The organism is Klebsiella sp. MBT K-1, assembly GCF_002556465.1.
In the GTDB taxonomy this organism is placed as follows: Bacteria; Pseudomonadota; Gammaproteobacteria; order Enterobacterales; family Enterobacteriaceae; genus Klebsiella; species Klebsiella grimontii.
Window position 1 is genome coordinate 21189 of record NZ_PDEL01000014.1, and the last position, 18963, is coordinate 40151.

The 18963-nt window shown below is 55.7% G+C and carries 16 protein-coding genes; 11 read left to right on the top strand and 5 right to left on the bottom strand.

The features are described 5' to 3' along the window. Positions 1 to 12: 12 nt before the first annotated feature. A complete protein-coding gene (locus CMQ96_RS20410; protein ID WP_098067267.1) occupies positions 13 to 1266 on the bottom strand; it encodes a glycoside hydrolase family 18 protein in 1254 nt (417 codons plus the stop codon). Between the two features lie 322 nt (positions 1267 to 1588). On the opposite strand from CMQ96_RS20410, the gene CMQ96_RS20415 reads away from it, so the two are divergent. The 8 genes from CMQ96_RS20415 (at position 1589) to CMQ96_RS20450 (ending at position 10331) form a co-directional block, all read left to right on the top strand. Then, positions 1589 to 2665, top strand: coding sequence for a zinc-binding dehydrogenase (locus CMQ96_RS20415; RefSeq protein ID WP_024359462.1), 1077 nt, complete (start codon positions 1589 to 1591; stop codon positions 2663 to 2665). Positions 2666 to 2691: 26 nt separating this feature from the next. Then, on the top strand, positions 2692 to 4071 hold the full coding sequence (locus CMQ96_RS20420) for an MFS transporter (protein WP_049085401.1): 1380 nt from the start codon (positions 2692 to 2694) through the stop codon (positions 4069 to 4071). A 17-nt stretch (positions 4072 to 4088) separates the two neighbouring features. Next, a complete protein-coding gene (locus tag CMQ96_RS20425; RefSeq protein WP_098067268.1) occupies positions 4089 to 5132 on the top strand; it encodes an NAD(P)-dependent alcohol dehydrogenase in 1044 nt (347 codons plus the stop codon). A gap of 24 nt (positions 5133 to 5156) precedes the next feature. Further along, on the top strand, positions 5157 to 5993 hold the full coding sequence (locus CMQ96_RS20430) for a ketose-bisphosphate aldolase (protein WP_024359460.1): 837 nt from the start codon (positions 5157 to 5159) through the stop codon (positions 5991 to 5993). A gap of 4 nt (positions 5994 to 5997) precedes the next feature. Continuing rightward, positions 5998 to 6945, top strand: coding sequence for a carbohydrate kinase family protein (locus CMQ96_RS20435; protein ID WP_004138277.1), 948 nt, complete (start codon positions 5998 to 6000; stop codon positions 6943 to 6945). 9 nt (positions 6946 to 6954) lie between these two features. Further along, the gene (locus CMQ96_RS20440) at positions 6955 to 7938 is read left to right on the top strand and encodes an aldo/keto reductase (protein WP_049089993.1); all 984 of its coding nucleotides are present in this window, start codon (positions 6955 to 6957) and stop codon (positions 7936 to 7938) included. A 136-nt stretch (positions 7939 to 8074) separates the two neighbouring features. Then, positions 8075 to 8833, top strand: a complete 759-nt coding sequence (locus tag CMQ96_RS20445; RefSeq protein ID WP_004138274.1) for a DeoR/GlpR family DNA-binding transcription regulator — start codon at positions 8075 to 8077, stop codon at positions 8831 to 8833. A gap of 142 nt (positions 8834 to 8975) precedes the next feature. Further along, on the top strand, positions 8976 to 10331 hold the full coding sequence (locus CMQ96_RS20450; protein ID WP_004138273.1) for an MFS transporter: 1356 nt from the start codon (positions 8976 to 8978) through the stop codon (positions 10329 to 10331). A gap of 130 nt (positions 10332 to 10461) precedes the next feature. On the opposite strand, the gene pncA is transcribed toward CMQ96_RS20450, so the two are convergent. The 3 genes from pncA to sppA all read right to left on the bottom strand — a co-directional run bounded on the left by pncA (position 10462) and on the right by sppA (position 14078). After that, the gene (pncA, locus tag CMQ96_RS20455) at positions 10462 to 11103 is read right to left on the bottom strand and encodes a bifunctional nicotinamidase/pyrazinamidase (protein ID WP_004138271.1); all 642 of its coding nucleotides are present in this window, start codon (positions 11101 to 11103) and stop codon (positions 10462 to 10464) included. 10 nt (positions 11104 to 11113) lie between these two features. Next, positions 11114 to 12130 (bottom strand): asparaginase, encoded by a 1017-nt coding sequence (gene ansA / locus CMQ96_RS20460; protein ID WP_004138269.1) that lies wholly within the window; start codon positions 12128 to 12130, stop codon positions 11114 to 11116. A 94-nt stretch (positions 12131 to 12224) separates the two neighbouring features. Continuing rightward, positions 12225 to 14078: a signal peptide peptidase SppA gene (gene sppA / locus CMQ96_RS20465; protein ID WP_064371693.1), complete on the bottom strand. Its 1854-nt coding sequence runs from the start codon at positions 14076 to 14078 to the stop codon at positions 12225 to 12227. A gap of 166 nt (positions 14079 to 14244) precedes the next feature. Between sppA and CMQ96_RS20470 the strand changes: the two genes are divergently transcribed. Then, the gene (locus tag CMQ96_RS20470; protein WP_098067269.1) at positions 14245 to 14796 is read left to right on the top strand and encodes an NAD(P)H nitroreductase; all 552 of its coding nucleotides are present in this window, start codon (positions 14245 to 14247) and stop codon (positions 14794 to 14796) included. A 164-nt stretch (positions 14797 to 14960) separates the two neighbouring features. Here CMQ96_RS20470 and phoC read toward each other — a convergent pair whose 3' ends face one another. Further along, positions 14961 to 15707, bottom strand: coding sequence for an acid phosphatase PhoC (phoC, locus tag CMQ96_RS20475; protein WP_004138262.1), 747 nt, complete (start codon positions 15705 to 15707; stop codon positions 14961 to 14963). A gap of 227 nt (positions 15708 to 15934) precedes the next feature. On the opposite strand from phoC, the gene selD reads away from it, so the two are divergent. Together selD and CMQ96_RS20485 are read left to right on the top strand one after the other, a co-directional pair. Then, complete coding sequence (gene selD, locus CMQ96_RS20480; RefSeq protein WP_024359457.1) at positions 15935 to 16978, top strand: selenide, water dikinase SelD; 1044 nt, start codon at positions 15935 to 15937, stop codon at positions 16976 to 16978. 4 nt (positions 16979 to 16982) lie between these two features. After that, positions 16983 to 18938: a DNA topoisomerase III gene (locus CMQ96_RS20485; RefSeq protein WP_004121401.1), complete on the top strand. Its 1956-nt coding sequence runs from the start codon at positions 16983 to 16985 to the stop codon at positions 18936 to 18938. Positions 18939 to 18963: the final 25 nt, after the last annotated feature.

The window sequence follows — 18963 nt, forward strand, 5'->3', positions numbered from 1 at the left end:
ACACCGCGCAGTTCAGCGTTTGATCTCTAATGACTCGGCCAGCTGTTTCGCCAACTGGTTCTGGTCATCCGCGCCGTATTCCCAGAACATCGCGCCCGCCAGACCCTTGCTCTTGATATAGTCGGCCTTGATGGCCACCGAGCGCGGGTTTTCATAGGAAAGCGCAAAGAGGGCTTGACCGTCGGCGGACTGCACCGATAGCCACGGCACCTTCGCTTCATCATCCCAATGCTGAGTAAAGCGCTTCTGCGGATCGTTGATTAACTTCGCCACGATATCGTTATATTTCACATAGGTGTCTTTGGTCAGATCGACGCCCAGCGATTCGAACAGCTCAATCTGTTGAACCGCAAAGTAGGGACGGGTGGCGGGGTTTTTCTGCGCGTCCGGCTGGCTCCAGTCAATACCCGGTTCGACGGCGCGTTTTGGTATCCGGCCATAGAAACCAACCCCCAGGTTCATCTGGCTCGGCTTTAGACCGGCGGCAAGGTAGTTGTTCACCACAAAGTCCGCGCTGTACTTATCTGCTTCAGCGACCGTCGGCCAGCGGGTTGAATCATACAGGTTGGAATTGAAGTACTGGGTGCCGTAGGCCAGGTCATAGGTCATCAGGTTGATGTAGTCGAGCGATGGCGCTATCGCTTTGACGTCAACCCAGCTTTTTGGGCTCTCCGCGTTTGCGCCTACGGCGATGGTCACCAGTTTTTTGTTCCCTACCGCCGCGCGCAGCTCTTTCAGCAGGGCGGTAAAATTATCGCGATCGGCCGGTTGGCTGGCGACCAGCCCCGACGCGCCGTTGACCGGATACTCCCAGTCGAGGTCGATGCCATCGAGGCCATATTTTTCAATAATCGCCAGCGCCGACTGGATAAACACCGCCCGGGTCTCTTTCGTCGCCGCTGCGCCGGAGAATCCGCGCGCCCCCCAGCCGCCGACGGAAAGCAACACTTTCAGGCTTGGGTTCTGCTGGCGCAAGCTGGGGATTTTCTGCAAATCCGCCTGTACTTTCGGCGACAGCCAAATCTGATGCAGCTTGCTCGGGTCTTTCAGGGCCGCGTTGGTTTCGTCTTTCTCGTCGTTATAGACCAGACCAAACGAGTAGTTGAGATGGGTGATCTGGCGTACGTCCAGTTTATCAATATCGCCGCCGGGACCGGCAGTGACGTCGCCGCCGCCGTTAAAGTAGCCGACGGACATCAGCGTGTTAGCGGAAACAACGCTCGCGCAGAGCAGGGGTAAAGCTGCCAGCAAAGGCAAAATTTTCATAGCAAATCCTCTTTGACTTAAAAGTGACTCGAAAAGCAAACACGCCACGTAAATGGCGTGGCGAAAAAACAGCCCGTGCAGGCTAGCATCTTCCGTCGCGCAAAAATGCGAAGCGGTTCACGGCTGCATTAGCGAAGCGGTCGCGTGACCACGCCATGTCTTCACTTCAATCACCTCCCTCGACGAATGTTGCCGTATTTGTGATCCGAGTTGTGAAATGCAGATCAATATCTGTGTTTTAAAGATTTGTTATTGACCTCAAAGATTTTGTGGTTAAGTATTGCCTCCACTGAAGCAAAACCATTAAACAAAGGAAGACGCAATGAAAGCACTGGCAAGATTTGGTAAGGCCTTTGGCGGCTATAAGATGATTGACGTACCGGAACCGGTGTGCGGCCCGGATGACGTGGTGATTGAAATCAAAGCCGCCGCCATCTGCGGCGCGGATATGAAACACTACAATGTCGACAGCGGTTCCGATCAATTTAACTCCATACGCGGCCATGAATTTGCCGGTGCCATTGTTCGGGTGGGTGACAAAGTCAAGGACTGGAAAGTCGGCCAGCGGGTAGTCTCGGATAATAGCGGGCACGTCTGCGGCGTTTGTCCGGCCTGCGAACAGGGCGATTTTCTGTGTTGTGCAGAAAAAGTGAATTTGGGTCTGGACAACAATACCTGGGGCGGCGGATTTTCAAAATACTGCCTGGTGCCGGGAGAGATCCTCAAAATCCATCGTCATGCGCTGTGGGAGATTCCGCCGGGCGTTGATTACGAAGACGCGGCGGTGCTGGATCCTATCTGTAATGCCTATAAGTCGCTCGCTCAACAATCCAAATTTCTTCCCGGTCAGGACGTCGTGGTTTTCGGTACCGGTCCACTTGGGCTCTTTTCCGTACAGATGGCGCGCATTATGGGGGCCGTGAATATCGTCATGGTCGGGCTGGAAGAGGATGTCGCGGTACGTTTCCCTATTGCCAAAGCGCTCGGCGCAACGGCGGTAGTCAACGCTTCTACTGAGGATGTGGTCGCCCGCTGCCAGGCGATTTGCGGCAAAGATAATCTGGGGCTGGTTATCGAATGTTCTGGCGCCAATATCGCCCTCAAACAATCCATCGAAATGCTGCGTCCCAACGGTGAAGTGGTGCGCGTGGGCATGGGATTCCAACCGCTGGACTTCTCCATCAACGATATCACCGCGTGGAATAAAAGCATCATCGGGCATATGGCCTATGACTCCACTTCCTGGCGTAACGCCATTCGCCTGCTCGCCAGCGGCGCGATCAAAGTCAAACCGATGATCACGCACCGCATTGGCCTGTCGCAATGGCGCGAAGGGTTTGACGCCATGGTCGATAAAACCGCGATCAAAGTCATCATGACTTACGACTTTGATGAATAACCCCTTTATGAAAGGAACGTTATCCGATGGAACAGATAGCAAAACCGCACTGCGGCGCCAGGCTGGATCGCCTGCCTGACTGCCGCTGGCACTCGGCAATGTTTGCCATGGTCGCTTTCGGGTTACTGGTCTGCTGGAGCAATGCCGTTGGCGGGTTAATTCTCGCGCAGTTGAAGGTGCTCGGCTGGACCGATAATTCGACCACCGCCACGTTCTCCGCCATTACCACGGCGGGTATGTTTCTTGGCGCGCTCGGCGGCGGCATCATCGGCGATAAAATTGGGCGTAAAAACGCCTTCATTCTGTATGAAGCGATTCATATCGTTGCCATGGTCGTCGGGGCATTTTCCCCGAACATGACCTTCCTTATCGCCAGTCGTTTTGTCATGGGGGTCGGATTAGGCGCGCTGCTGGTCACCTTATTCGCCGGTTTTACCGAATATATGCCCGGCAGAAATCGCGGCACCTGGTCCAGCCGGGTCTCGTTTATCGGCAACTGGTCCTATCCGCTCTGTTCGCTGATCGCGATGGGATTAACACCGTTAATTAGTGCGGAATGGAACTGGCGCGTTCAACTGCTGATCCCCGCCATGCTGTCGCTGATAGCCACCGTGATTGCCTGGCGCAGTTTCCCTGAATCGCCCCGCTGGCTGGAGTCTCGTGGACGCTATGAGGAAGCCGAAGAGGTGATGCGGGCCATTGAAGAGAGAGTCGTGCTGCAAACCGGTAAGCCATTGCCGCCAGTGGTAATAGAAGATGATGGTAAAGCGCCGCGCGCCGTGCCCTATTCAGCGTTATTAACGGGTGTATTACTGAAGCGGGTAATTTTAGGCTCCTTCGTGCTGATAGCCATGAATGTCGTCCAGTACACCTTAATTAACTGGCTGCCGACGATATTTATGACCCAGGGAATTAATCTGAAAGACTCGATTGTTTTAAATACCATGAGTATGTTCGGCGCGCCGTTCGGGATTTTTATCGCCATGCTGGTGATGGATAAAATTCCCAGAAAGACGATGGGCGTAGGCCTGTTAGTGTTAATTGCCGTACTGGGATATATCTATTCGCTGCAAACCAGCATGCTGCTGATTACCTTAATTGGCTTCTTCCTGATTACGTTTGTCTATATGTACGTGTGCTATGCCTCAGCGGTATATGTGCCGGAAATCTGGCCGACCGAAGCGAAGCTTCGCGGTTCAGGCCTGGCGAACGCGGTGGGGCGCATCAGCGGCATCGCCGCGCCTTATGCGGTGGCGGTACTGCTTAACGGTTACGGCGTGACTGGGGTATTTGTGCTGCTGGGGGCCGTCTCCATTATTGTTGCGGTCGCTATTGCCACAATCGGAATTGAAACTAAAGGCGTCTCTGTCGAAAGCCTCGGTATTGATGCCGTTACCAGCAAATAATATTGACGGGAAATAATATGAAGAATGTAAAAGCGATATTAAAAACGCCGGGCACGATGAAAATTATTGCCGCCGATATCCCGGTGCCGAAAGAGCATGAAGTGCTGATAAAAATTGAATACGTCGGTATTTGCGGCTCAGACGTCCACGGTTTTGAATCGGGCCCCTTTATTCCGCCGAAAGATCCCAATCAGGAAATTGGTCTGGGGCACGAATGCGCCGGTACGGTAGTGGCGGTGGGCAACCGCGTGAGCAAATTTAAACCCGGCGACCGGGTGAATATTGAGCCCGGCGTGCCGTGCGGCCACTGCCGCTACTGCCTGGAGGGAAAATACAATATCTGTCCTGACGTTGATTTCATGGCCACGCAGCCAAATTATCGCGGCGCGTTAACCCACTACCTGTGCCATCCGGAGAGCTTCACCTATAAGCTGCCCGACAATATGGACACGATGGAAGGCGCGCTGGTGGAGCCTGCGGCGGTCGGCATGCATGCCGCGATGCTGGCGGACGTCAAGCCGGGCAAGAAAATCGTCATTCTTGGCGCAGGCTGTATTGGTTTAATGACCCTGCAGGCATGCCTTTGCCTGGGGGCAACCAACATTGCTGTGGTGGATGTGCTGGAAAAACGCCTTGCCATGGCCGGGAAGCTTGGCGCCAATGTCGTTATCAACGGCGCGAAAGAGGACACCGTCGCGCGCTGCCAGCAGTTCTCCGGTGATATGGGGGCCGATATCGTATTCGAAACCGCCGGTTCGGCCGTCACCGTTAAGCAGGCTCCGTATCTGGTCATGCGCGGAGGGAAAATCATGATCGTCGGTACGGTTCCCGGGGATTCAGCGATCAATTTCCTCAAGATTAACCGTGAAGTGTCGATTCAGACCGTTTTCCGCTATGCCAACCGCTATCCGGTCACCATTGAAGCTATTTCCTCCGGGCGTTTCGATGTGAAGTCGATGGTGACGCATATTTACGATTTTGAGGATGTTCAGCGCGCGTTTGAAGAATCCGTTAATAACAAACGTGAAATCATTAAAGGCGTTATTAAAGTTAACCATTAATTTATTGCAAAGGGAGAAACAACCATGCTGGCAGATATTAAATATTGGGAAAATGATGCCCGGAATAAACATTATGCGATTGCCCACTTTAACGTGTGGAATGCGGAAATGTTAATGGGGGTGATTGATGCGGCGGAAGAGGCTAAGTCGCCGGTGATTATCTCTTTCGGTACCGGATTTGTGGGCAATACCTCGTTTGAAGATTTTTCGCATATGATGGTTTCGATGGCGAAAAAGGCATCGGTACCGGTGATTGCTCACTGGGATCATGGCCGCAGCATGGAGATTATCCATAACGCCTGGGTCCACGGCATGAATTCGCTGATGCGCGACGCCTCGGCCTTTGACTTCGAAGAGAATATTCGCCTGACCAAAGAGGCGGTGGATTTCTTCCATCCGCTGGGTATTCCGGTTGAGGCGGAGCTGGGGCACGTGGGGAACGAAACGGTCTACGAAGAAGCGCTGGCCGACTATCACTATACCGATCCGGATCAGGCGGCGGAATTCGTCGAACGTACCGGCTGTGATTCGCTGGCGGTGGCGATTGGCAACCAGCATGGTGTCTATACCTCAGAACCGAAACTGAATTTTGACGTGGTTAAGCGCGTGCGCGAGGCGGTGGCCGTTCCGCTGGTGCTGCACGGCGCGTCCGGCATTAGCGATGCGGATATCAAGAAGGCCATTTCATTAGGCATTGCGAAAATCAATATCCACACCGAACTGTGCCAGGCGGCGATGGCGGCGGTCCAGGAGAACCAGAATCAGCCGTTCCTGCACGTTGAGCGTGAAGTCCGCAATGCGGTAAAAGCCCGCGCGCTGGAGAAAATCAAACTGTTTGGCTCTGACGGGAAAGCGGAATGACACTATGGATAATATCGAGGTTATTTGTCTGGGGGCGGCCATCGTGGATATTCCCCTGCAGCCGGTGAGTAAAAATATCTTTGATGTCGACTCTTATCCATTAGAACGCATTGCGATGACCACTGGGGGGGATGCAATTAATGAGGCGACGATTATTTCTCGCCTTGGACATCGGACGGCATTAATCAGTCGGGTAGGGAATGACGCGGCGGGTCATTTTATTCTCGACCACTGTCGTCGAGAGAAGATTGATATTCTGAGCCTGAAGCAGGATGCCAATACAGATACCTCCATCAACGTAGGTTTAGTGACCGCTGATGGCGAACGTACTTTCGTCACTAATCGCAACGGAAGCCTGTGGCAGCTGAATATTAACGATGTCGATTTTAAGCGCTTCTCACAGGCAAGACTGCTGTCGCTGGCGAGTATTTTTAATAGTCCGCTGCTCGACGGCAAAGCGTTAGTGGAGATTTTCTCTCAGGCGCAAGCGTACGGGCTGATGATTTGCGCCGATATGATTAAGCCGCGGCTTAACGAAACCCTGGAGGATATTCGTGAGGCGCTGGGCTATGTCGATTATCTGTTTCCCAATTTTGCCGAGGCAAAACTGCTCACCGGGAAAGAGACGCTGGATGAGATTGCCGATAGTTTCCTGAACTGCGGCGTGAAAACGGTCGTCATTAAGACCGGCAAGAGGGGCTGTTTTATTAAGCGGGCCGATATGAAGATGGCGGTTCCGGCGGTTTCAGGGATTACCGCCATCGATACCATCGGCGCCGGGGATAATTTTGCCGCGGGATTTATCTCCGCGCTGCTTGAAGGCAAGCCGCTGCGCGAATGCGCGCTGTTTGCAAACGCCACGGCGGCGATATCGGTCCTCAGCGTGGGCGCCACGACGGGCGTAAAAAACAGAAAGCTGGTTGAACAACTTCTTGATGAATACGAAGGGTAATAGCGACAGATGAAAATGATTCCTTTAGGCAGTACGGATATTAGGCTTTCCCGCATGGGATTAGGAACATGGGCCATCGGCGGCGGCCCGGCATGGAGCGGTGATCTCGACCTGCGGATTTGCATCGACACCATTATTGAGGCGCATCGCTGCGGAATTAATCTGATTGATACCGCGCCGGGCTACAACTTCGGCAATAGCGAAGTGATTGTTGGTCAGGCGCTAAAGCAGCTGCCGCGCCGCGATATAGTGGTTGAGACCAAATGCGGCATCGTCTGGGAGCGGACGGGAAGCCTGTTTAATAAAGTGGGGGATCGCCAGCTGTATAAAAACCTGACGCCCGAGTCGATTCGCGAAGAGGTGGATGCCAGCCTGCAAAGGCTGGGTATCGACACCATTGATATCTATATGACCCACTGGCAGTCAGTCGAACCCTGCTTTACGCCAATTGCGGAGACCGTAGCGACGCTGAACGCGCTAAAGAAAGAGGGAAAGATCCGCGCTATCGGCGCAGCGAACGTCGATGCCGGACATATCAGGGAATATCTCAAACACGGCGAGCTGGATATCGTGCAGGCCAAATACAGCATCCTTGACCGGGCGCTGGAAGCCGAGCTGCTGCCGTTGTGCCAGCAGAACGGCATCGTGGTGCAGGTCTACTCGCCGCTCGAGCAGGGGCTGCTGTCCGGTACTATCACACGGGATTATGTTCCCGGCGGCGCGCGGGCCAACAAAGTCTGGTTCCAGCGGGAAAATATGCTGCGCGTGATTGATATGCTCGAGCAGTGGCAGCCGCTGTGCGAGAAATATCGCTGCGCCATCCCCGCCCTGGCGCTGGCGTGGATCCTAAAGCAAAGCGATTTAATCACCTTACTTAGCGGCGCTACGGCGCCCGAACAGGTGCGCGAGAATATCGACGCGCTGACCATCGCTCTGACGGATGATGATTCATTACTGATGAGACAAATGGCGCAAGCGCTGGAGACCCAATAAGCGCGGCGTGACTGACCTCTGTTTCTGTGTAAAAGAATATTGGAATCTGTGATTCGGACATGTTATTTTTAAAACAAACATGACCTGGCGGATACCAGGGGTTTATTATGACTTTGCAGGAAACAGAGGTGTTACCGTGGCGGCAAAAGACAGAATTCAGGCCATTAAGCAAATGGTGGCTAATGATAAGAAAGTAGCGGTTTCTAATTTAAGCGCAATTTTTCAGGTCACAGAGGAAACGATTCGCCGCGATCTGGAAAAGCTTGAAGATGAAGGTTTTTTGACTCGCACGTACGGCGGCGCAGTATTAAATACCAGCGCGTTGTCCGATAATGTTCATTTTTATAAACGCGCAAAGTCTCATTTTGAAGAGAAACAGGTCATTGCCCGTAACGCCTTGCCGTTTATTAAAAATAAGACCACTATGGCCGCTGATTCCAGCAGTACCGCGATGGAGTTATTAAAACTGCTGAAGGAAAGAAATGATCTCACGCTGCTGACCAATTCCGCGGAAGCCTTCCATGAACTGGCGCAGTCGGAAATAAACGTTGTTTCCACCGGCGGAGAGCTGAATAAAAATACGCTGTCGCTGCAGGGGCGGATCACCAAGGAAATTATCAGTCGTTATCATGTTGATATTATGGTGATGAGCTGCAAGGGTCTCGATATGCAAAGCGGGGCGCTGGACTCTAACGAAGCGGAAGCGGAAATCAAGAAAACCATGATCCGCCAGGCAACGGAAGTGGCGCTGCTGGTCGACCATTCAAAGTTCGATCGTAAAGCTTTCGTCCAGCTCGTGGATTTTAGTCATATTAATTACCTTATTACCAATAAGGCGCCGGGTGCACAGTGGATTGCATTCTGTAAAGAAAATAATATTCAACTCGTTTATTAACGTCACCGTTGGTCGTGTCGATATTGTTTTAGTTTGCACCTGGGCAATGCCATAAAAAATTAATGATGATGGATCGCGCGGCAAAATTAACTCTGCCGCGAACGCCATACTTAATAATTTTAGCTGAATTTGAGGCATCCAGATGGAACAATGTGACCCTATCGGCGCAAGATTAGATCGCTTACCCTTATCACGATTTCATTTTCGTATTTTCGGCATTATTAGTTTCAGCTTATTAATCACCGGTTTTCTCAGCTATTCCGGCAACATAGTATTGGCAAAATTAGTCAGTAACGGCTGGTCAAATAATTACCTGAATGCGACATTCACCTCAGCGCTGATGTTTGGCTACTTCATCGGATCGCTGACCGGCGGTTTTATGGGCGATTATCTTGGCCGTCGCAAAGCCTTTCGCGTGAATTTACTTATCGTTGGAATCTCTGCCTGTGCGGCGACATTTGTCCCCAACATGTACTGGCTTATCTTTTTCCGCTGTCTGATGGGCTGCGGAATGGGAGCGCTGATCATGGTGGGCTATGCCTCATTTACCGAATTTATTCCGCCCGCGGTGCGCGGAAAATGGTCCGCCCGGCTGTCGTTTGTCGGCAACTGGTCGCCCATGCTGTCGGCGGCCATCGGCGTCGTGGTGATCGCCTTTTTAAGCTGGCGGATGATGTTTCTGCTCGGCGGCGCGGCAATGCTGCTGGCATGGTATCTGTCGGGGAAATATTTTATTGAGTCGCCCCGCTGGCTCGCAGGCAAGGGGCAACGAAACGCCGCTGAAAAACATCTCCTGCAGGTGGAGTTGCAAATCGAGAAAGAGAAAAGCATCACCTTACCGCCCTGGCAGGGGGCTGGCCCGGCGGAGCCGTGCGCGGAGAGCGGTTCGTTCTGGCTACTTTTTAAAGGCCAGATGCTGCGGCGGACGCTGGTGGCGATCACGGTCCTTATCGCTATGAACATTTCGCTCTATACCATCACGGTGTGGATCCCAACGATTTTCGTCAACTCGGGGATCGACGTGACGAAATCTATCTTGATGACCGCGATTATTATGATTGGCGCGCCGGTGGGGATATTTATCGCCGCGCTGATTATCGATCGTTTTCCGCGCCGATTATTTGGCTCCTCACTGCTGATGATTATCGCACTGCTCGGTTACGTCTACTCTATTCAGACCGCGGAGTGGGCCATTCTAAGCTATGGTCTGGTGATGATCTTTTTCCTGTATATGTACGTCTGCTTTGCTTCCGCGGTGTATGTACCGGAGCTGTGGCCAACGCACCTCAGGCTACGCGGTTCGGGATTTGTTAACGCGATAGGAAGAATTGTCGCGGTATTTACCCCTTACGGCGTCGCGCTCCTGCTGACGCGCTACGGTTCGATTCGAGTTTTTATCGTCCTGGGCGTCATGCTGGTACTTTGCGCGCTGATTCTGTTTTGCTTTGGCATCGAAACGCGCAAAGTTTCGCTGGAAGAGATTTCAAGCCTTGGGTGATGCTTTTGCGGAGTCCCGGAGGCGATGCTGCGCGTCTGTCCAGGATACGAAACCGCGCGGACCTGTCGCCCGGGCAAGGCGTTTTATGCCGCCCAGGGAGGAAGACCGCACGGCGTCCTGTCGGCGGATTTTACACCTGGGTTTCTTCCCAGTCCGCCAACGTATACAGCGTTGCCCCCGCGGCGGCCATCTCCATAAACGCCAGATTGCTATCCTGCGGCTGAATATTCACCCCGCGGCAGCCGTCGGTAATCACGTTGACGGTATAGCCCAGATTGAGGGCGTCGAGCACGGTAAACTTGACGCAGTAGTCGGTGGCGAGCCCCAGCACCGTTAGCTCGTTAATGCCGCGCTCGCGCAGCCACGCATCGAGCCGCGTTTTCTGCCGGTGACCGTTATCGAAAAAGGCGCTGTAGCTGTCAATGGACGGATTTTCGCCTTTATGGAATACGGCGGCAATATCTTGCTGTTTGAGCAGCGGATGCAGCGCCGCGCCTTCGCTATTTTGCACGCAGTGATCCGGCCAGAACGTTTGCTTCAGGCCGTCAAGCTCGCCCTGGGTATAGGGCTCAACCTGATGCTGGCTGGCAAAGCTGCCGTGATTCGCCGGATGCCAGTCCTGGCTGGCAACCACCGTTTCGCCTCGTTGCAGGCTCCAGTCGATAAGCCGGTTGGCGACGTCCACCGTACTGTCGCCCTGCGGGACGGCAAGTGCGCCGCCGGCGCAAAAATCATTTTGTAAGTCGACCAGTAGCAGCGCGCGCTGAGTCATGTGCTTCTCCTTACTCATCGGGTGTCAGTTCGCCGCGCAGATTCTCCTGCATGGCGTGACGGATAGCCGCCACGTCCAGATCCTGGCTCAGCAAATAGTGTAGCTTGGTCAGCGTGGCTTCGACGGTCATGTCAAAACCGCTAATTACGCCAGCCTGCGCCAGCGCGTTACCGGTGGCGTAGCCGCCCATATTGACCTTGCCAGACATACACTGGGTCAAATTAACCACCACGATACCGCGCTGGCTGGCCTCGGTCAGGACCTGAATAAACTCGCCGTTCTGCGGCGCGTTGCCGACGCCATAGGAGCGCAGGATCAGCGCTTTGACCGGCTGGCGCAGGAAGTTGCGCACCACGTCGGCGGAAATGCCGGGATAAATCGTCACCACGCCAATCGGCTGCGGCGTAATGGGATGAACCACCAGTTCGCCGCTACCGTGCGGAGCGGGAGGCGTGCCGAGCCGGCGAATGTGGATGCCGGCTTCCAGCAGCGGCGCCAGGTTGGGCGAGGCGAAGGCGTTAAAGCCATCGGCATGGGCCTTCGTCGTGCGGTTGCCGCGGTAGAGGCGGTTATTGAAGAACAGCGACACTTCGTTAATCGGGTAGTTGGCGGCGACGTACAGCGCGTTGAGCAGGTTAATCTGGCCATCAGAGCGCAGCTCGGCGAGCGGAATTTGTGACCCTGTCACAATAACCGGTTTCCCCAGATTTTCCAGCATGAAGGAGAGCGCCGAGGCGGTAAACGCCATGGTATCCGTGCCGTGGAGGATTACGAAACCGTCGTACTGGTCATAATGATCGCGAATATCGTCGGCGATATGCTGCCAGTCTTCCGGCGTCATATCGGAAGAGTCCATTAACGGGGCGTATTCATGAATGGTGAAGTCCGGCATCTCCGGGCGGTGAAACTCGGGCATCAACGCCAGCTGGCGCTGTAAATGGCCGGAAACGGGGATATAGCCGTGTTCAGAACGCTGCATACCAATGGTGCCGCCGGTATAGGCAACGTAAATAGATTTCTTCTGCATAGCATCGCTTAGGTTAAACGTAGACAGGCGCAGTATAGAGGGGCGGAAGAAAAAATAAAGTAAATGCCGCCCCACGGGATGGGGCGGCAGAGGATTAACGAATATTGGCGCAGGTTAAGCAGAACGCGTAGCGGTTCTGCGGATCGTTGAATGCCGCCAGCTTATCGCTCTCGGTTTTCACCGCATTGGCCGCCGCGGCGACCGGTGCGGGCAGATACGCCTGGACCGCTGCCGGCAGCGCCGCGCGAACGGAACCCGTCAGGCTATCGACGACCATCGAGAAGAAAGTCGGCTCTTCCTGATAGTAGTTGATATGCCACTGTTTCAGCTTCGCCAGCTCGGCGGCTTTTGCCACCGCGTCGTCAAAGTCGCCAAGGCTGTCGACCAGGCCGTTCGCTTTCGCATCTTCACCGGTCCAGACGTGGCCCTGAGCGATTTGGTCGACTTTCTCCGGCGTGCTCTTACGCGCGTTCGCCACCAGGGTGATAAAGCGCTTGTAGCCGTTTTCGATGCTGAGCTGCATCAGCTGCTGCACTTCCGGCGGTAGTGCTTTGGTGGTGGAGACATCGGCCAGCGGCGAGGTGGCCACGCCGTCGGTATGGACGCCAATCGAGCCGAGGGTATTTTCGACGGTATTGATCACCCCAAAGATACCGATAGAGCCGGTAAGGGTGCTGGGGTTCGCGACGATATAATTCGCCGGGGTGGAGATCCAGTAACCGCCGGAGGCCGCCATGCCGCCCATCGATACCACAACCGGTTTTCCGGCCGCTTTCGCTGCCGCCAGCTCTTCGCGAATCATTTCTGAGGCGCTGACGCTGCCGCCCGGGCTGTTTACCCGCAGCACGATCGCTTTCACTTTCGGATCGAGGCGCGCGTCGCGGATCTGCGCGGCGGTGGTGTCGCCGCCGACGTTACCCGGCGTTTCTTCGCCATCCATAATCGCGCCGTTAGCAAAGATAACCGCAATCGCGGAACCCTGGTCGGCAGGCGTTTTGACGCTGTAATCGTAATAGCTAATCGCGCTGTAGTTGTTATCCGCTTTACTCCAGCCAAACTGCTTAGTCAGCGCTTTCTCGACCTCGGTGGAGGTGCCCAGCTCGTCAACCAGCTTGTTATCCAGCGCGTATTTAGCCGTGTCGCCATCGACTTTACGCAGGCCGTCAATCACGCCCTGAGCGCCGGGGAACAGCTGCTGTGCGGTGATCTGGCGGTTGGCGGCAATGGTGTTGAGGTAGTTTTGCCACAGCTCGCCGATCCAGCGGCTATCCGCTTCGCGCGCCGCCGGGGACATATCGTCGCGGATAAACGGTTCTACCGCTGACTTATAGGTGCCGACGCGGAACACATGGGTTGATACCTTGAGCTTGTCGAGCAGCGATTTATAGTACAGGCCGTTGGTCGCGAAGCCGTGCAGGTCTACTTCGCCCTGCGGCGAAAGCCAGATCTTATTAGCGAAGCTGGCGAGATAGTACTGACCCTGGCTGTAGCTGCTGCCGATGGCATATACCGGCTTGCCGCTATCGCGGAATTCGCGCAGCGCTTTACCGATATACTGCATCGATGGCTGATCGCCGCCGGCAAAGTTCTTCAGATCCAGCACGATACCGGTGATATTGCGGTCGTCTTTCGCCTGGCGAATGGTCTGCACAATATCGAACAGCGAGTTTTCCTGCAGGCGATCGGAGCTGGCGCCAAACAGCTGGCGGCCAATTACGCCAAGCTTGCTGCTGGCCGAGGGTTTATCGACCACCACGCCGGTGATATCCAGCAGCAGCGCGCCGCGGGTACTGTGCTCTGTCGTTGTGCTGCTGAACTGGGCCCAGATGCCGACGCAGGCCAGCACCAGCACCAGGAAAACCACGTTCAGTGCGAGCTGGCGAATGAAATTGAGCACGCGCCATGTCCATTTAAAAAATCCGGCGAGCAGTCGCCAAAGAGTTCGCATGTATTCTCCCTAACCATAATCAAAAATGGGCGAGCCGCAGGGGCCGCCGCGTCTGGCTATCCTAATGAGAGTGCCGTCGGTTGTCAGCAGGAATCACCCGTTGGGCTGTAACAAAATCCTTGCTCATGTTAATTTTGTGAAAAATCACATCACAGGAGTTATACAGATGGATGCTCTCGAACTACTGGTTAATCGCCGCAGCGCTTCACGTCTGACCGACCCGGCGCCGGCGGGCGAACAGCTGGAAAACATCCTGCGCGCCGGCCTGCGCGCGCCGGACCACGGGACGCTACAGCCGTGGCGCTTCTTCATTATCGCTGATGAAGGGCGCGAGCGCTTCAGCCAACTGCTGGAAAAAGGCGCGATGGCGGCAGGCGGAGATGAAAAAGCGATTGAAAAAGCCCGCAGCGCGCCGTTTCGCGCGCCGCTGATCATTGCGGTGGTGGCGCGCTGTGAAGAACATCCGAAAGTACCCAAATGGGAACAGGAGATGTCGGCAGGCTGCGCGGTGATGGCCATGCAGATGGCGGCCGTGGCGCAGGGGTATAACGGCATCTGGCGCAGCGGCGCGTTAACCGAAAGCCCGGTTGTACGCGAAGGGTTTGCCTGCCGCGAGCAAGATAAAATCGTGGGATTTCTCTATCTGGGGACCCCGCAGCTCAAAGCTTCAACAACGATCGCTTTGCCGGATACCGCGCCGTTCGTGACGCGCTTCTGAGTTCGTTCTTTATGCCGGACGGGCCCGGCTCATCGCCGCCTCGGGTTGTAGCCCGGCTAAGCGCAGCGCGAGCCGGCTGGAAGTAGTGCCAGCGTATCAGACTCGACGCCTTTCCCGGAGGCGGTGCTGGCGCGCCTGTCCGGGCTACCAAACCGCGGACGACGTTACTTCTGTCGTTTCGCGAATTCGTCTTTCGCTTTCTGCAGCTGCTGCTGGAAGGCCGGGTTGGTATGCAGCGTGGCGACGACCGCCGAACCGACGATACGCGCCGCGTCGACGTCGCTCTGCCAGTGATAGCCGCAGATCACCCGGCTTTCGCCCAGCTCAAAGCCGCGCTTAAGGATTTCGTTTTGCCGCTGGGGATTAATCTCAGCCAGCACCAGCGCGGTGGCCCAGCCGATAGAGGTGTGGCCGGAGGGGTAGGAGCCGTTTTTCGATAGCGTATCCTGTTCCTTGGTGTTACAGGTGGCGACGCCATAAAACGCAAAGGGGCGAATGCGCATGTATTTCTCCTTCGCTCCTCGCGTCGCCAGGTCGCCGGCATCTTCAATCATGTTGGTGAGCAGCTTGTGCAGCTCCGGCGCATCTTTGGCGGTAATAGGCGAGCCGAAGGCACCGGAGAAGGCGTTGGCGACGCCGCCGCCGCTCAGGTTTGCGTCTTCCGCCGCCAGTTTGCCGCGCTCGGTGCCGCGCAGCAGGCGTCCTTTCTCATACATTGCCTGATCGTTTAAAAACGCGATACTGCCCACCTCCGGCGGCGGCGGTAGCAGCGCGAGGCTGTCGATAGCCTGCGCATTGGTCAGATAGTAGAGATCGGGCTTGGTGGTGACGTCGTTACCGGCGGGAACCAGGGCGAAAGCGTTGATGGAGAAGAAACTGGCCAGGCAAACGGCGAGAACACGCTTTTTCATTAAAATTTCCTTACGTTGTTATATGTCCAGAGAAAACAGAATTTATGCTTGTCATATTTCTGTCATTTTTTAGTAAAGGGTAAAATCACGTTGAAAAAGCGGGCCCGCATCGCAAAATCGGTTTTTTGTCTGCTTAATGAGCAACCATACGCGATTTCGGACTGTCGCACTTACCACTCCGCCGTTTGGGCGCTACCATAGCGGGATTGCAATGACAGGAGATGTCCATGAGCGAGCAAACCATTCGTTTAACGCAATACAGCCACGGAGCCGGTTGCGGGTGTAAAATTTCCCCTAAAGTGCTGGAAACTATCCTGCAAAGCGACCAGGCCAAATTTATCGACCCAAATCTGCTGGTGGGCAACGAAACCAGCGATGATGCCGCCGTCTACGATCTCGGCAACGGTACGTCGATCGTCAGCACCACCGACTTTTTTATGCCGATCGTCGACAATCCGTTCGACTTTGGGCGCATCGCGGCGACCAATGCCATCAGCGATATTTTCGCCATGGGCGGTAAGCCGATTATGGCGATCGCTATTCTCGGCTGGCCCATCAATACCCTGGCGCCGGAAATTGCCCGTCAGGTGGTTGAGGGCGGTCGTTTTGCCTGCCAGCAGGCGGGGATCGCGCTGGCCGGGGGCCACTCGATTGATGCGCCTGAACCCATCTTCGGTCTTGCGGTGACCGGCGTGGTTCCGACCGAGCGGGTGAAGAAAAACAGCACCGCGCAGGCCGGCTGCAAGCTGTATCTCACTAAACCGCTGGGTATTGGCGTGCTGACCACCGCGGAGAAAAAGTCGCTGCTGAAGCCAGAGCACCAGGGGCTGGCGACGGAAACCATGTGCCAGATGAACCTCGTTGGCTCGGCATTTGCCCATATCGACGGCGTGAAGGCGATGACTGATGTGACCGGCTTCGGGCTGCTGGGCCATCTCAGCGAAGTGTGCCGCGGCGCGGGCGTACAGGCGCAGCTTACCTATGCAGATATCCCGAAATTGCCCGGCGTGGAAGCCTACATCGCGGCGGGCGCGGTGCCGGGCGGTACCGGGCGTAATTTCGCCAGCTACGGTCATCTGATGGGCGATATGCCGCCAGAGTGGCGCGATCTGCTGTGCGATCCGCAAACTTCCGGCGGTCTGCTGCTGGCGGTAGCGCCGGAAGCCGAGGCTGAGGTGCAGGCAGCCGCCGCTGAGTTTGGTATCACGCTTAGCGCTATCGGCGAGCTGGTAACCGCCCGCGGCGGACGCCCCATGATTGAGATCCGTTGATTTCATGCGGCTGTTTATTGCAGAAAAACCGAGTCTCGGCCGCGCCATCGCCGAGGTGCTGCCAAAACCGCATCGCAAAGGCGACGGCTATATTGAGTGCGGTAACGGGCAGGTGGTCACCTGGTGCATCGGTCACCTGCTGGAGCAGGCCCAGCCCGATGTCTATGATGCGCGCTATGCGCGCTGGAACCTGCTCGACCTGCCGATCGTGCCGGAAAAGTGGCAGCTCCAGCCTAAGCCATCGGTGACCAAACAGCTTAACGTGATTAAGCGTCTGCTCGGCGATGCGCAGGAAGTCATTCATGCCGGTGACCCGGACAGAGAGGGTCAACTGCTGGTGGATGAGGTACTTGACTATCTGCAGCTGGCGCCGGAAAAGCGTCAGCAGGTGCAGCGCTGTCTGATCAACGATCTTAACCCGCAGGCGGTGGAGCGGGCGATTAACCGCCTACGCGCCAACAGCGAATTTGTACCCCTGTGCGTCTCGGCGCTGGCCCGCGCCCGCGCCGACTGGTTGTACGGGATCAATATGACCCGCGCGTACACCATCCTTGGCCGTAACGCCGGTTATCAAGGGGTGCTATCGGTCGGACGCGTGCAAACGCCGGTGCTGGGGCTGGTGGTACGCCGCGATGAAGAGATTGAAAACTTCGTCGCTAAAGATTTCTTCGACGTAAAGGCGCATATCGTTACCCCCAAGGATGAACGTTTTGTCGCCACCTGGGTGCCCAGCGAGGCCTGTGAACCGTATCAGGATGAAGAGGGACGGTTGCTGCATCGCTCGCTTGCCGAGCACGTCGTCAAGCGCATTGAGGGCCAGCCGGCGACGGTCACCGCTTATAACGATAAGCGGGACTCTGAGCCAGCGCCGCTGCCGTTCTCCCTCTCGGCGCTGCAGATTGAAGCCGCGAAGCGCTTCGGCTTTAGCGCGCAGAACGTGCTGGATATCTGCCAGAAGCTGTATGAAACCCATAAACTGATTACCTATCCGCGTTCGGATAGCCGCTACCTGCCGGAAGAGCATTTTGCCGGGCGCCATGCGGTGCTGAACGCCATCAGCGTGCACGCGGCGGATCTGCTGCCGCAGCCGGTGGTGGATCCGGAGATCCGCAACCGCTGCTGGGACGATAAAAAGGTCGATGCCCACCACGCGATTATTCCGACCGCCCGCAGCTCGCAGGTGAAGCTCAGTGACAACGAAGAGAAGGTTTACGGCCTGATTGCCCGCCAGTATCTGATGCAGTTCTGCCCGGATGCGGTGTTCCGCAAATGTCAGATCGATCTCGACATCGCCAACGGCAAGTTCGTTGCCAAAGCGCGTTTTCTGGCGGAAGCGGGCTGGCGAACCCTGCTGGGCAATAAAGAGCGCGACGAAGAGAACGACGGCATGCCGCTGCCGGTGGTGGCAAAAGATGACGAGCTGCTGTGCGAAAAAGGCGAAGTGGTGGAGCGGCAGACCCAGCCGCCGCGTCACTTTACCGACGCCACGCTGCTGTCGGCGATGACCGGCATCGCCCGCTTTGTGCAGGATAAAGACCTGAAGAAGATCCTGCGCGCAACGGACGGCCTCGGTACGGAGGCGACCCGCGCCGGCATTATTGAATTGCTGTTCAAGCGCGGCTTCTTAACCAAGAAAGGGCGCTATATCCACTCAACCGACGCCGGGAAGGCGCTGTTCCATTCGCTGCCTGAAATGGCGACGCGCCCGGATATGACCGCCCACTGGGAGTCGATTCTGACGCAAATCAGCGAGAAGCAGTGCCGCTATCAGGACTTTATGCAGCCGCTGGTCGGTACCCTGTTCCAGCTTATCGACCAGGCCAGGAGCACGCCGGTACGCCGCTTCCGCGGAATTGTGGCGCCGGGCGACGGCAAGAAAAGCTTTAGTAAGGGGAAAGGCCGAGCCAAAGCGAAAGATAAAAAATCCGCCTCCGGCCCCGCAGCGGAAAGCCCGCAATAAAAAACCCCGGGAAACCGGGGTTTAT

Excerpts from the sequence above, each read along its gene's own strand:
- CMQ96_RS20410 (WP_098067267.1), bottom strand. The coding sequence starts at position 1,266 with ATGAAAATTTTGCCTTTGCTGGCAGCTTTACCCCTGCTCTGCGCGAGC.
- CMQ96_RS20415 (WP_024359462.1), top strand. The coding sequence starts at position 1,589 with ATGAAAGCACTGGCAAGATTTGGTAAGGCCTTTGGCGGCTATAAGATG.
- CMQ96_RS20420 (WP_049085401.1), top strand. The coding sequence starts at position 2,692 with ATGGAACAGATAGCAAAACCGCACTGCGGCGCCAGGCTGGATCGCCTG.
- CMQ96_RS20425 (WP_098067268.1), top strand. The coding sequence starts at position 4,089 with ATGAAGAATGTAAAAGCGATATTAAAAACGCCGGGCACGATGAAAATT.
- CMQ96_RS20430 (WP_024359460.1), top strand. The coding sequence starts at position 5,157 with ATGCTGGCAGATATTAAATATTGGGAAAATGATGCCCGGAATAAACAT.
- CMQ96_RS20435 (WP_004138277.1), top strand. The coding sequence starts at position 5,998 with ATGGATAATATCGAGGTTATTTGTCTGGGGGCGGCCATCGTGGATATT.
- CMQ96_RS20440 (WP_049089993.1), top strand. The coding sequence starts at position 6,955 with ATGAAAATGATTCCTTTAGGCAGTACGGATATTAGGCTTTCCCGCATG.
- CMQ96_RS20450 (WP_004138273.1), top strand. The coding sequence starts at position 8,976 with ATGGAACAATGTGACCCTATCGGCGCAAGATTAGATCGCTTACCCTTA.
- pncA (WP_004138271.1), bottom strand. The coding sequence starts at position 11,103 with ATGACTCAGCGCGCGCTGCTACTGGTCGACTTACAAAATGATTTTTGC.
- ansA (WP_004138269.1), bottom strand. The coding sequence starts at position 12,130 with ATGCAGAAGAAATCTATTTACGTTGCCTATACCGGCGGCACCATTGGT.
- sppA (WP_064371693.1), bottom strand. The coding sequence starts at position 14,078 with ATGCGAACTCTTTGGCGACTGCTCGCCGGATTTTTTAAATGGACATGG.
- CMQ96_RS20470 (WP_098067269.1), top strand. The coding sequence starts at position 14,245 with ATGGATGCTCTCGAACTACTGGTTAATCGCCGCAGCGCTTCACGTCTG.
- phoC (WP_004138262.1), bottom strand. The coding sequence starts at position 15,707 with ATGAAAAAGCGTGTTCTCGCCGTTTGCCTGGCCAGTTTCTTCTCCATC.
- selD (WP_024359457.1), top strand. The coding sequence starts at position 15,935 with ATGAGCGAGCAAACCATTCGTTTAACGCAATACAGCCACGGAGCCGGT.
- CMQ96_RS20485 (WP_004121401.1), top strand. The coding sequence starts at position 16,983 with ATGCGGCTGTTTATTGCAGAAAAACCGAGTCTCGGCCGCGCCATCGCC.